Below are 12,079 nucleotides of genomic sequence, written 5' to 3'. Positions count from 1 at the left end.
TGATTTAGTATGAGAACGACCATTATGCACCATTCAGGAGCGCACCATGATTCACTGGCAGGATCTTCACCATTCAGAATTTGATGTCCCGACGCTGTACGCGGTACTGCAACTGCGTTGCGCGGTGTTTGTGGTTGAGCAAACCTGCCCTTATCAGGATGTTGATGGTGACGATCTGGTGGGAGAGAACCGCCATATCCTCGGCTGGCACGACGGCAGGCTGGTGGCTTATGCGAGGATTCTGAAAAGCGACAGTGATTTTGAGCCGGTGGTGATTGGCCGGGTCATTGTCGATGCCCGCCTGCGCGGCGAAAAACTCGGTCAGCAGTTGATGAGCCAAACCCTCGCGTCGTGCCACCAGCACTGGCCTGGCAAGGCGTTGTACCTCGGCGCGCAGGCACACTTGCAGGCGTTTTATCAGCGCTTTGGCTTTGCGCCCGTCACCGACGTCTACGATGAAGACGGCATTCCGCATATTGGGATGGCCAGAGAATAAGCGGCAAAAAGCGCTTCCCTTGTCTATATTTAGCTGACGTGTGTTAAATCCTGATGGAGAGAAGCGATGACTCAGAATAACGAACAGTTCAATACCCGGATTGATGATGATTTGTCACTGCTTAGCGAAACGCTAGAGGAAGTGCTGCGTTCGTCGGGCGATCCGGCGGATCAGAAATACATCGAACTAAAAGCACGTGCCGAACAGGCGCTTCATGATGTAAAAGCACGCGTATCCAACGCGTCCGACAACTATTATTTCCGCGCCAAAAAAGCGGTTTACCGCGCGGATGACTACGTTCACGAGCAGCCGTGGAAAGGTATCGGCATCGGCGCCGCCGCCGGTCTGGTGCTGGGTATTCTGCTGGCTCGCCGCTAAACGCCGTTTCCTCACCCCTGATCTCAGGGGTGAGGTGATATCCCCCATCTAGTGTAATTTTGTTTACCCACCAGACCACGTATAATGCGGGGTTTTTCAGGGAAACGAGGTACACGTGCATTCCATTTCCACCGCGTTGCAGCAAATCGCGCAACAATTGCGCGCAGAATTTCCTGTCTCTCCCGGTGTGCGGCGTTTCGCTGTACCGGTATCCCTGAACCAAACCGACCCGCTTGCATGGCTTGCCAGCCAGCAGACGTATCCGCAGTTTTACTGGCAACAGCGTAATGGCGATGAAGAAGTTGCCGCGTTAGGAGCCAGCCATCATTTTTCTACCTTTGATGCCGCCCAGGCGTTTTTGGCAAACCAGCGCGATGCCGCGCTGCGCATCTGGGGATTAAACGCCTTTGATACCGAACGCAGCGCGCTGTTTCTGCCGCGTCTTGAATGGCGGCGTCACGGTGGCGGCGTGACCCTGGCGCTGACGTTGTGCAGCGACCACTCGCTGGCCGACGACGCCCGCGCCGCGCTGGCGTTCATTGAGTCGCTTACCCCCGGTGCACCGCTGCCTGATGCGCCGCTCGATTGCGTGGGCGAGCGCCATTTCCCCGAACGCGCGGGCTGGAACCGGCTCATCGCCCAGGCAACAGACGCCATCGCGGCGGGGCAGTTCGAAAAAGTAGTCATGGCCCGCGCCAGCGATCTGCAATTTTCATCCCCGGTGAGTGCGGCGGCGTTTATGGCCGCCAGCCGCCGCGTTAATCTTAATTGCTACCACTACTTTATGGCCTTTGCGCCGGACGACGCGTTTTTAGGCTCCAGCCCTGAGCGCCTGTGGCGGCGCATCGACAGTGCCCTGCGTACCGAGGCGCTGGCTGGCACCGTGGCGAATCATCCCGATGAAGCAAAAGCCCAGGCGCTGGGTGAATGGCTGATGAAAGACGATAAAAACCAGCGTGAGAATATGCTGGTGGTGGAAGATATCTGCCAGCGCCTGCAAAACGCCGTCAGCTCGCTGGATGTTCTGCCGCCGCAAATCGTCAGGCTGCGCAAAGTACAGCATCTGCGCCGCTGTATCTGGACCGAACTTCATCAGCCCGACGACAGCCTTTGCCTGCACCAGCTCCAGCCCACGGCGGCGGTGGCGGGCCTGCCGCGCGAACCGGCGCGCCAGTTTATCGCTTCCCATGAATCCTTTGTCCGCGAGTGGTACGCCGGGTCCGCTGGCTATCTCTCGCTAAAACAGACTGAATTCTGCGTCGCCTTGCGCTGCGCCCGGGTTACCCGGCAGACCGTGCGGCTGTATGCGGGTGCGGGTATCGTCGCGGGTTCGCAGCCTGACGAAGAGTGGCAGGAAATCACCAATAAAGCGGCGGGATTGCGCACTTTACTGGTGAGCTAACGCCAGAATCCCGACCCATATCAAAACAGTGAATGTCGCGCGCTTTATAATAAAGCGGCAAAATTGATACCGGACAACTTATGTCGACTAGTACTTTCAACCGCCGCTGGGCGACGGTGATCCTCGAAGCCTTAACCCGCCACGGCGTTCGCCATATTTGTATTGCGCCTGGCTCGCGTTCAACGCCGTTGACGCTGGCGGCAGCGGATAATCGCAACCTGACTCACCATACCCATTTTGACGAGCGTGGATTAGGGCACCTGGCCCTGGGGCTTGCCAAAGCCAGCGGCGAGCCGGTTGCCGTGATCGTCACGTCCGGCACGGCGGTGGCGAACCTGTATCCAGCGGTAATTGAAGCCGGGTTGACCGGCGAAAAGCTGATCCTGCTCACCGCCGACCGGCCGCCAGAGCTGATTGACTGCGGTGCCAACCAGGCGATCCGCCAGCAAGGTATCTTTTCTTCTCATCCCACCGCCGCGCTGGATTTACCCAAGCCCAGCCCGGAGACGCCTGCCAAATGGCTGGTGTCGTCGATTGATTTGCTGTTAGGCCAGCAGCGCGGCGGGGCATTACATATCAACTGTCCGTTTGCCGAGCCGCTGTACGGCGAGTTGGACGACACCGGCCTCGCCTGGCAGGAATCGCTGGGCGACTGGTGGCAGGACGACAAGCCCTGGCTGCTGGCCGAAGAAGATCACTATGCAGCTCAGCAACACGACTGGGGCGCATGGCGGCGTAAAAAAGGCGTGATCATTGCCGGAAGGATGTCACCGCAGGAAGGCAAACAGCTGGCACGCTGGGCGCAAATCCTGGGCTGGCCGCTGATTAGCGATGTCCTGTCGCAAACCGGGCAGCCGCTGCCCTGCGCCGATCTGTGGCTGGCGAATCCGCGCGCCCAGGCGTTACTGGCGCAAGCGCAGATTGTTATCCAGTTCGGCAGCAGCCTGACCGGTAAACGTTTACTGCAATGGCAGGCCAACTGCCAGCCGCAGGAGTTCTGGCTGGTGGATCACCTGATTGGGCGGCTCGATCCGGCCCATCACCGGGGGCGTCGGTTAACCGCGCGCATCAGCGAGTGGCTGGAGCGGCACCCCGCCGAGCACCGTGCGCCCTGGGCCGGGGACATCACCGCGCTGTCGCAAACCGCGTGGGAACTTACCGAAGCCGCCACCCAGCTATTCGGCGAAGCGCAACTGGCGCATCGGCTACCGCAACTGCTGCCGGAACACGGCCAGGTCTTCGTCGGTAACAGCCTGGTGGTGCGTCTGGTGGACGCGCTGACGCAGATGCCGCAGAGCTATCCGGTGCTGAGCAATCGTGGGGCCAGCGGCATTGATGGGCTGATATCCACCACCGCCGGGGTACAGCGCGCCACCGCGCGCCCGACGCTTGCCATCGTTGGCGATTTATCCGCGCTGTACGATTTAAACGCCCTGGCGCTGCTGCGCCACGTTTCTGCGCCGCTGGTGCTGATTGTGGTGAACAACAACGGCGGGCAAATCTTCTCGTTATTGCCAACCCCGGTGAGCGAACGTGAGCGCTTTTACTGTATGCCGCAGAACGTGTCGTTTAAGCACGGCGCGGCGATGTTTGGCCTTGAATATCGCAACCCAACGACCTGGGAAGAACTTCAGGCCGCCGTGAGCGAAGGCTGGCAGCGGCCTCACACCACCGTGGTGGAAATTAACGTGCCCTCTACCGACGGCACGCACACTCTGCAAAACCTGCTGGCGGCGGTAAGCCAGGCATGATCCTGAATGCGACCGCGCGTCCCGGTAAAACCGCCTCGCAGCCCTGGCTTGTCTGGCTGCACGGTTTTCTGGGCAGCCAGCAGGAGTGGCAGCAGGTGGCCGCTGAGTTCAGCGAACCTGGCCACCTGTTTATCGATTTGCCCGGCCACGGCGGCAGTGCGGATGTGCGCGTCGCCAGCTTTGATGAGACCTGCATACTGCTCGACGCCACCCTGGCGCATCACGCCATTAGCCAGTACTGGCTGATTGGCTATTCGCTGGGCGGGCGCATCGCCATGCACTACGCCTGCGGCAAACCGCGCCCCGGTTTGCAGGGGCTGATTGTCGAAGGCAGCCATCCAGGATTAACGGACCCTCAGGAGCGCGACGCGCGTATCGCGTCGGACAGCCGCTGGGCGAGCCAATTTCGTGAAGCGCCCCTCGAACAGGTGCTGAATGCCTGGTATCAACAGCCGGTTTTTGCCACCCTCAGCGCGGCGGCACGTGAAGAACTGGTTGCGCTACGCAGACACAACAATCCGCACGCGCTGGCCGATATGCTGGAGGCTACCTCGCTGGGCCGCCAGGCGGATTTACGCGGGCAACTCAGCCATTTGCCGCACCCCTTTATCTTTTTTTGCGGTGAGCAGGACAGCAAGTTTCGTGGCATCGCCACAACGCTTAACGTGCCCTGTCACCTGATTACGGCTGCGGGCCACAATGCCCATCGCGAAGCGCCGCTGGCCTTCGCGGAAAGCCTGTCACCACTTTTGCCTCAACCAGACTAAGGAATCACCATGCTCCATCTCGATGAACAGATGCTGAACGCCCCGATTGAATGGCAGGACTGCTCCGAAGGCTACACTGATATTCGCTATCACAAGTCGCCGGAAGGGATCGCCAAAATCACCATCAACCGCCCGCAGGTGCGTAATGCATTCCGTCCGATTACCGTGAAGGAGATGATCCAGGCGCTGGCGGATGCCCGTTATGACGACAGCGTTGGCGTGATCATTCTGACCGGCGAAGGCGATAAAGCGTTTTGCTCCGGCGGCGACCAGAAAGTACGCGGCGACTACGGTGGATACCAGGACGACTCCGGCGTTCACCACCTCAACGTGCTGGACTTCCAGCGCCAGATCCGCACCTGCCCGAAACCGGTAGTGGCGATGGTGGCGGGTTACTCTATTGGCGGCGGCCACGTGCTGCACATGATGTGCGATCTGACCATCGCGGCAGAAAACGCCATCTTCGGCCAAACCGGCCCGAAAGTCGGCTCGTTCGACGGCGGCTGGGGCGCGTCCTATATGGCACGCATTGTCGGCCAGAAAAAAGCGCGTGAAATCTGGTTCCTGTGCCGTCAGTACAATGCCCAGGAAGCGCTGGATATGGGCCTGGTCAACACCGTGGTGCCGGTTGCCGAGCTGGAAAAAGAGACCGTGCGCTGGTGCCGCGAAATGCTGCAAAACAGCCCGATGGCGCTGCGCTGCCTGAAAGCCGCGCTCAATGCCGACTGCGACGGCCAGGCGGGCCTACAAGAGCTGGCGGGTAACGCCACCATGCTGTTCTATATGACCGAAGAAGGGCAGGAAGGGCGTAACGCGTTTAACGAGAAACGTCACCCGGACTTCAGCAAATTCAAACGGAACCCGTAATGCGACAGGCACAACTCTGGCGGTATCAGGTACCGATGGATGCAGGCGTTGTGCTTCGCGACCGTCGCCTGAAAACCCGCGACGGTTTACTGGTGCGCCTGGAAGAGAATGGCGTGCAGGGATGGGGCGAAATCGCCCCGTTACCCGGCTTTAGCGTTGAATCTCTCGAACAGGCGACGGATGCCGCGCTGGCCTGGCTGAACGCCTGGCGGCAGGGCGGGGACGCCGCGCTGCCGGAACTGCCCTCCGTGGCGTTTGGCCTGAGCTGCGCGCGGGCGGAACTTACCGGCGCGCTGCCGGATGCCGCCGATTACCGTGCCGCACCGCTGTGTACCGGCGACCCGGACGAGCTGTTCGCGATGCTCAGCGCCATGCCGGGCGAGAAAGTCGCCAAGATCAAGGTTGGCTTGTATGAAGCGGTACGCGACGGCATGGTGGTCAATCTGCTGCTGGAAGCGATCCCGGATTTGTCGTTGCGCCTCGACGCCAACCGGGGATGGACGCCGCTCAAGGCGCAGCAGTTCGCCAAATACGTTAATCCCGAGTACCGGGCGCGCATCGCGTTTCTCGAAGAACCCTGTAAAACCCGCGAGCAGTCACGGGCCTTTGCAGCAGAAAACGGCATCGCCATCGCCTGGGATGAAAGCCTGCGCGAAGCAGATTTTGTGATGCAGGCGGAGCCGGGCTTAAGTGCGGTGGTGATCAAGCCCACGCTCACCGGCAGCCTGGATCGCGTACGCGAGCAGGTGGCGGCGGCCCATGCCCAGGGATTAACGGCGGTCATCAGCTCCTCGATTGAATCCAGCCTCGGGTTAACCCAGCTGGCGCGCATCGCAGCGTGGCTGACGCCCAACGCTATCCCCGGTCTCGACACGCTGTCGCTGATGCAGGCGCAGTTGGTGCGGGCCTGGCCGGACAGCGCGCTGCCGGTCTGGTCCACGGACGCGCTGGAACCGCTGTTGTGATCTTCACGCAGTGGCCCTGGCAGCATTGGGCGCAGCAGCGCGGTGAGGCGATTGCGCTGGCGCTCAATGACCAGACGCTCAGCTGGCGGCAGCTTTGCCAACAGGTGAACGCACTGGCGGCGGGCCTGGCGCAGCAGGGCGTTAGCGAAGGTGCGGGTGTGGCATTACGTGGTCGCAACAGCCTGCAACTGGTGCTGGCCTGGCTGGCGCTGATGCAGTGCGGGGCGCGGGTATTACCGCTCAATCCGCAGCTTCCGTCGGCGTTGCTTGAGGAACTGCTGCCCACGCTGAATATCGATTATGCGCTGGAGCTGGGATGCGATGCGCTACTCAATAACCTTCCCGCGCTGGCGCTTACGCCGGGTGAGGATGCGGTGACCTGTGACTGGCAGCCGAACCGGATAGCGTCGATGACGTTGACCTCCGGCTCTACCGGCTTGCCGAAAGCGGCGGTGCACAGCGCCCAGGCGCATCTGGCCTCGGCGCAGGGCGTACTGGCCGCCATCCCGTTCTCGCCAGAGGACTGCTGGCTGCTGTCGCTGCCGCTGTTCCATGTCTCCGGACAGGGGATTTTTTGGCGCTGGCTACTGGCAGGCGCGCAACTGGCGGTGCGCGAATCTGTTCCGCTGCATGAAGCGCTACGCGGCTGCACCCACGCCTCGCTGGTGCCGACGCAGCTGTGGCGTTTACTCAATGATAACCACCCGCTGACCCTCAACGCGGTGTTATTAGGCGGCGCGGCGATCCCGGTGGCGTTAACCGATGCCGCGACCGAGCGCGGCATTGCCTGCTGGTGCGGCTACGGGTTAACCGAAGCGGCGTCCACCGTGTGCGCCAAACGGGCAGACGGCCAGCCGGACGTCGGCGCGGCGCTGCCGGAACGCGAGGTGAAAATCGTCGATGGCGAAGTGTGGCTGCGTTCCGCCAGCCTCGCCAGCGGCTACTGGCGTAATAGAACCATCATCCCGCTACTGAATCAGGACGGCTGGTTCGCGACCCGCGATCGCGGTGAAATTCGCGACGGGCGGTTAACCGTGCTGGGCCGAATCGATAATCTGTTTTTTAGCGCGGGCGAGGGTATTCAGCCGGAAGAGGTGGAACGGGTCATCGCCACGCATCCGCAGGTCAACCAGGTGTTTGTGGTGCCGCTGGCAGACAGCGAGTTTGGGCATCGCCCGGTAGCGATAGTGGAAGGCGAGGCCGATTTGGATCTCAACTGCCTTGCGGTATGGGTCAGCGACAAGCTGGCGCGTTTCCAGCAGCCGGTGCGCTGGCTGGCACTGCCGCCGCGCTTTAAAAACGGCGGGATTAAGATCTCGCGCCGGGCGTTGCAGCAGTGGGTGAATAGCGATGCCGGTTGAATCAGAGTAACCCTTTCTTACTTAGCGTGGCGCGGGTCGCCACGTTTAAATCATAATTCGGGAAATCCTCCGGCTTCACCCAGGCATGATCCTGAAACTCCTCGTTCAGCACGATATCCCGGTTAGCCGCCACGCAGTCAAAAATCAGGTAAATCATGTAGATCTCTTCCTGGCTGCCGTCGGCGTAGGTTTTCATCCGCACGTCGTCGCTGAACGTCCAGGGCGTCACGCGGGAAATGACCAGCTGCTCGCCCAGCTCTTCGGCGATTTCGCGGCGCAGCGCCTGCTCCATGGTTTCGCCGGGCTCCATACCGCCGCCGGAAAGCGCCCACTGGCCGGGGAACACCCCACGGTTATCGGCCATTTTACACAGTAGATACTCACCCTGATTTTCAATGAGCGGGCAGACAATAGTCCGTTGGCGCATGATTATTTCCTTATTCGTAAGAAGGGGATGAGTGTAACGCGATGAAAGAAAAAGCGGGAGCCTGAACTCCCGCCTGACGGTTATTTTGCGGCTTTGATGGCGGCCAGCGCGGCGGCGACGCCTGCGCCGTATTCCGGGTGGACTTCGCTGAACAAGCCAATCTGGCGCTGCTGGATAAACTCCGGCACGTCTTTCATGTCGCCCGCGATGCGCTGGAACATGCGCTGATGCTCCTGGTCGCTCAGTAGCTCAAACAGCTTACGCGGCTGGCTGAAGTAGTCGGTATCTTCGCGATGGTTCCAGTGGTCCGCTGCGCCTTCAAGCGTTAGCGGCGGCTCGCTGAAGTCCGGCTGTTCCTGGAAAACGCCAAAGCTGTTCGGCTCATAGGTTGGGCCGTTGCCGCTGTTGCCGTCTACGCGCATTGCGCCATCACGATGATAGTTGTGGAACGGGCAGCGCGGCTTGTTAACCGGGATCTGGTGATGGTTGACGCCTAAACGGTAGCGGTGGGCATCGCCATACGAGAACAGGCGGCCCTGCAACATGCGGTCCGGGGAGAAACCAATGCCGGGCACCACGTTAGCCGGGGACATCGCCACCTGCTCAACTTCAGCAAAGTAGTTATCCGGGTTACGGTTCAGCTCCAGCTCGCCTACTTCCATCAGCGGATAATCGCCGTGCGGCCAGACTTTGGTCAGGTCGAATGGGTTATAAGGCGTTTGCGAGGCTTCGGCTTCCGGCATCACCTGCACATATAGCTTCCAGCGCGGGAAATCGCCTTTTTCAATATGATCGAACAGGTCGCGCTGCGAGCTTTCACGATCTTCCGCCACCAGACGTTTAGCGTCGTCGTCCATCAGGTTAGCGATGCCCTGCTGGGATTTCAGGTGGAATTTCACCCAGAAGCGCTCGTTGTTGTAATTGATAAAGCTGAAGGTGTGGCTGCCGAAACCGTGCATGGTGCGATAGGAGAACGGCAGGCCGCGATCGCTGAAATCAATGGTCAACTGGTGCAGTGATTCCGGCTGGAGGGAGAAGAAATCCCACTTGTAGGTGTTATTGCGCAGGTTGGTGCGTGGATCGCGTTTTACCACGTGGTTGAGATCCGGGAACTTCAGCGGATCGCGCAGATAGAACACTGGGGTGTTGTTGCCGACCAGATCCCAGTTGCCTTCTTCGGTATAGAACTTGATGGAGAACCCACGGATATCGCGCTCGGCATCCGCTGCGCCGCGTTCGCCGGCCACGGTGGAGAAACGAATAAACAGGTCGGTTTTTTTACCGATTTGCGAAAAGAGTTTGGCGCGGGTAAAGGCGGTAATGTCATGGGTGACGGTGAAGGTGCCGTAAGCGCCGGAACCTTTCGCATGCATACGGCGCTCGGGGATCACTTCACGGTCGAAATGGGCTAATTTCTCAAGGAACCAGACATCCTGTAGCAGCATGGGACCTCGCGGGCCTGCGGTCGCTACGTTATTGTTATGGGCAACCGGTGCGCCTGCGGCGGTGGTTAATCCTTTTTTAGTCATCTTATATCTCCTGAATGAATATAACCGTTAGTTCCATGTGGATACTCGATATCAACATGGCGCTAATTTTTAAAACGTGCCTTGATCAACAACAATGTGTGTTCCCCTATCGCAAATATCGGCTCGGGCATTTCTCTTAAAATGATGTTTATTTTCAATTGATTACACTTAACCTATTAATGAAATAGATGGATACATTGCTTAGCCTGGGGATAACGGTACAATGCGCCGTTTTACGCACTTTGCGTGGAGTTTTTGCGGACGTTATTTGTGGGGCAAAAAGGAATGAAAAAATTATTTTTAGCCGGCGCAGCCGGTTTGATGTGGGTTTCTCTGTCTGCCAGCGCGATCAGTATCAGCGGGCAGGCGGGTGAAAAATACACTAACCTTGCCGTAGGCATGGGTACTGACACCAGCGGCCTGGCGCTGAGCGGCAACTGGGCGCATAACGACGATCATGGCGATATTGCCGGATTAGGGCTGGGCCTGAATCTGCCGCTGGGGCCGTTTATGGCGACAGTGGGCGGTAAAGGCATTTATCTGAACCCGAACGCGGGCGATGAAGGCTATGCGTTAGCGGCAGGCGGCGGCCTGAGCTGGAAACTCAGCGACAATTTCAGCGTATTTGGCGACTACTATTATTCGCCAGACTCGCTCTCCAGCGGCGTGAATGACTATCAGGAAGCCAGCGCGGGCGCGCGTTTCACCATCATGCGTCCGATTAGTGTGGAGGCGGGCTACCGTTACATCAATATGAAGGGCAAAGATAACGAGGCTGACAGTAAAGTCGCCGACGGCCCGTACGTTGGCGTAAGCGCGCACTTCTAAGCCATCCTGACGCGGCATCTCCGCCGCGTCATCTCCTGCAAATTCTCCGCACGCTTGCGCTATAGTAAGGCGTTCCCATCTCGCGGAGAAAATAATGTTAAAAGTAGAAATGCTGTCAACGGGCGACGAAGTGCTGCACGGTCAAATCGTTGATACCAATGCCGCCTGGCTCGCCGATTATTTTTTTAACCAGGGTGTCCCGCTTTCCCGCCGCAATACCGTTGGCGACAAACTCGAAGATTTAGTGGCCGTGCTGCTTGAACGCAGCCAGCATGCCGATATTCTCATCGTCAACGGCGGCCTCGGCCCAACCAGCGACGACCTGAGCGCCGAAGCCGCCGCGCAGGCGCTGGGCGAAGAGCTGGTGCTGCATGAGGAATGGCTGGAGCATATGGCGCAGTTCTTTTCCGAACGTGGCCGCGTGATGGCGCCCAGCAACCGCAAACAGGCGCTGATCCCCGCCAGCAGTGAAATGATTGATAACCCGGTGGGCACCGCCTGCGGCTTCGCCATCACCCTCAACCGCTGCCGCATTTTCTTCACGCCGGGCGTCCCTTCTGAATTCAAACAGATGGTGCAGCAGGAAATCCTGCCGCGCCTGCAAAAAAGCGTTGCGCTGCCGCCCGCGCCGGTGTGCCTGCGCTTAACGACGTTTGGCCGTTCGGAAAGCGATCTGGCCCAAAGCCTTGACGGGCTCAGCCTGCCGCCAGAGGTGGTGATTGGCTATCGTTCATCAATGCCCATTATTGAACTCAAGCTGACTGGCCCTGGCGAACAGCGCGCCGCGATGGAAGCCCTGTGGCCGGAGATCCGCAAGGTGGCAGGGGAGAGCGTCATTTTTGAAGGCACCGAAGGCTTACCGGCGCAAATCGCCCGCTGCCTTAACGAGCGTCAACTAAGCCTGACCCTGAGCGAGCAGTTCACCGGCGGCCTGCTGGCGCTCCAGCTTTCCCGCGAGAGCGCGCCGTTGCTGGCGAGCGAAGTCGTGCCCGCCCAGCCGGAGTCCCTGACCCAGACTGCCCACTGGACCGCAGAGCGGCGGATTAACCATTTCGCCGGGCTGGCGCTGGCGGTCTCGGGGCTGGAAGAAGATCATCTTAACTTTGCGCTATCCACCCCGGAAGGCACCCACGCGTTGCGGGTGAAGTTCAACACCACCCGTCACAGCGTGCAGGTACGCCAGGAAGTGTGCGCCATGATGGCGTTAAACATTCTGCGCCGCTGGCTGAACGGCAAAGATATCGCCAGCGATCACGGCTGGATCAACGTGGTGGAATCGCTTTTTATTGAGTAACGGTGTCGCCGGGC

At 59.6% G+C, this 12,079-nt stretch carries 12 protein-coding genes; 10 read left to right on the top strand and 2 right to left on the bottom strand.

Annotated features, from left to right (window positions below; translation table 11 throughout):
• Positions 1 to 46 precede the first annotated feature (46 nt).
• The 8 genes from ACVV26_RS15170 to menE all read left to right on the top strand — a co-directional run bounded on the left by ACVV26_RS15170 (position 47) and on the right by menE (position 7,987).
• Complete coding sequence (locus tag ACVV26_RS15170; RefSeq protein ID WP_474798074.1) at positions 47 to 496, top strand: GNAT family N-acetyltransferase; 450 nt, start codon at positions 47 to 49, stop codon at positions 494 to 496.
• A 66-nt stretch (positions 497 to 562) separates the two neighbouring features.
• Positions 563 to 874, top strand: a complete 312-nt coding sequence (gene elaB, locus ACVV26_RS15165) for a stress response protein ElaB (RefSeq protein ID WP_312978294.1) — start codon at positions 563 to 565, stop codon at positions 872 to 874.
• A gap of 115 nt (positions 875 to 989) precedes the next feature.
• Complete coding sequence (gene menF, locus ACVV26_RS15160) at positions 990 to 2,276, top strand: isochorismate synthase MenF (RefSeq protein ID WP_474798072.1); 1,287 nt, start codon at positions 990 to 992, stop codon at positions 2,274 to 2,276.
• Positions 2,277 to 2,356: 80 nt separating this feature from the next.
• On the top strand, positions 2,357 to 4,027 hold the full coding sequence (menD, locus tag ACVV26_RS15155) for a 2-succinyl-5-enolpyruvyl-6-hydroxy-3-cyclohexene-1-carboxylic-acid synthase (protein ID WP_474798070.1): 1,671 nt from the start codon (positions 2,357 to 2,359) through the stop codon (positions 4,025 to 4,027).
• Entirely contained in the window at positions 4,024 to 4,794 is a 771-nt protein-coding gene (gene menH, locus ACVV26_RS15150; RefSeq protein ID WP_474798068.1) for a 2-succinyl-6-hydroxy-2,4-cyclohexadiene-1-carboxylate synthase, read from the top strand. The genes menD and menH overlap by 4 nt, the downstream gene beginning before the upstream one ends.
• 9 nt (positions 4,795 to 4,803) lie before the next feature.
• On the top strand, positions 4,804 to 5,661 hold the full coding sequence (gene menB / locus ACVV26_RS15145; RefSeq protein ID WP_312978300.1) for a 1,4-dihydroxy-2-naphthoyl-CoA synthase: 858 nt from the start codon (positions 4,804 to 4,806) through the stop codon (positions 5,659 to 5,661).
• The gene (gene menC / locus ACVV26_RS15140) at positions 5,661 to 6,626 is read left to right on the top strand and encodes an o-succinylbenzoate synthase (RefSeq protein WP_474798066.1); all 966 of its coding nucleotides are present in this window, start codon (positions 5,661 to 5,663) and stop codon (positions 6,624 to 6,626) included. Before menB ends, menC begins: the two co-directional genes overlap by 1 nt.
• A complete protein-coding gene (gene menE / locus ACVV26_RS15135; protein WP_474798064.1) occupies positions 6,623 to 7,987 on the top strand; it encodes an o-succinylbenzoate--CoA ligase in 1,365 nt (454 codons plus the stop codon). Before menC ends, menE begins: the two co-directional genes overlap by 4 nt.
• A gap of 1 nt (position 7,988) precedes the next feature.
• Here the strand turns inward: menE and nudI are convergent, their stop codons facing one another.
• Positions 7,989 to 8,414 (bottom strand): nucleoside triphosphatase NudI, encoded by a 426-nt coding sequence (nudI, locus tag ACVV26_RS15130; RefSeq protein ID WP_151603992.1) that lies wholly within the window; start codon positions 8,412 to 8,414, stop codon positions 7,989 to 7,991.
• An 80-nt stretch (positions 8,415 to 8,494) separates the two neighbouring features.
• A complete protein-coding gene (gene katA / locus ACVV26_RS15125) occupies positions 8,495 to 9,943 on the bottom strand; it encodes a catalase KatA (RefSeq protein ID WP_474798062.1) in 1,449 nt (482 codons plus the stop codon).
• A gap of 285 nt (positions 9,944 to 10,228) precedes the next feature.
• Between katA and ACVV26_RS15120 the strand changes: the two genes are divergently transcribed.
• Both ACVV26_RS15120 and ACVV26_RS15115 read left to right on the top strand, forming a co-directional pair.
• Entirely contained in the window at positions 10,229 to 10,771 is a 543-nt protein-coding gene (locus ACVV26_RS15120; protein WP_474798060.1) for a YfaZ family outer membrane protein, read from the top strand.
• 94 nt (positions 10,772 to 10,865) lie between these two features.
• Entirely contained in the window at positions 10,866 to 12,065 is a 1,200-nt protein-coding gene (locus tag ACVV26_RS15115; protein WP_474798058.1) for a nicotinamide mononucleotide deamidase-related protein YfaY, read from the top strand.
• Positions 12,066 to 12,079: the final 14 nt, after the last annotated feature.

Source organism: Atlantibacter sp. MEI4A-1023 (genome assembly GCF_056155425.1).
The sequence above is the reverse complement of the archived record's forward strand: the minus strand, read 5'-3'. Positions and strand labels throughout refer to the sequence as shown.

Coding starts and splice junctions, on each gene's coding strand:
- ACVV26_RS15170 (WP_474798074.1), top strand. CDS start 47: ATGATTCACTGGCAGGATCTTCACCATTCAGAATTTGATGTCCCGACG.
- elaB (WP_312978294.1), top strand. CDS start 563: ATGACTCAGAATAACGAACAGTTCAATACCCGGATTGATGATGATTTG.
- menD (WP_474798070.1), top strand. CDS start 2,357: ATGTCGACTAGTACTTTCAACCGCCGCTGGGCGACGGTGATCCTCGAA.
- menH (WP_474798068.1), top strand. CDS start 4,024: ATGATCCTGAATGCGACCGCGCGTCCCGGTAAAACCGCCTCGCAGCCC.
- menB (WP_312978300.1), top strand. CDS start 4,804: ATGCTCCATCTCGATGAACAGATGCTGAACGCCCCGATTGAATGGCAG.
- menC (WP_474798066.1), top strand. CDS start 5,661: ATGCGACAGGCACAACTCTGGCGGTATCAGGTACCGATGGATGCAGGC.
- nudI (WP_151603992.1), bottom strand. CDS start 8,414: ATGCGCCAACGGACTATTGTCTGCCCGCTCATTGAAAATCAGGGTGAG.
- katA (WP_474798062.1), bottom strand. CDS start 9,943: ATGACTAAAAAAGGATTAACCACCGCCGCAGGCGCACCGGTTGCCCAT.
- ACVV26_RS15120 (WP_474798060.1), top strand. CDS start 10,229: ATGAAAAAATTATTTTTAGCCGGCGCAGCCGGTTTGATGTGGGTTTCT.
- ACVV26_RS15115 (WP_474798058.1), top strand. CDS start 10,866: ATGTTAAAAGTAGAAATGCTGTCAACGGGCGACGAAGTGCTGCACGGT.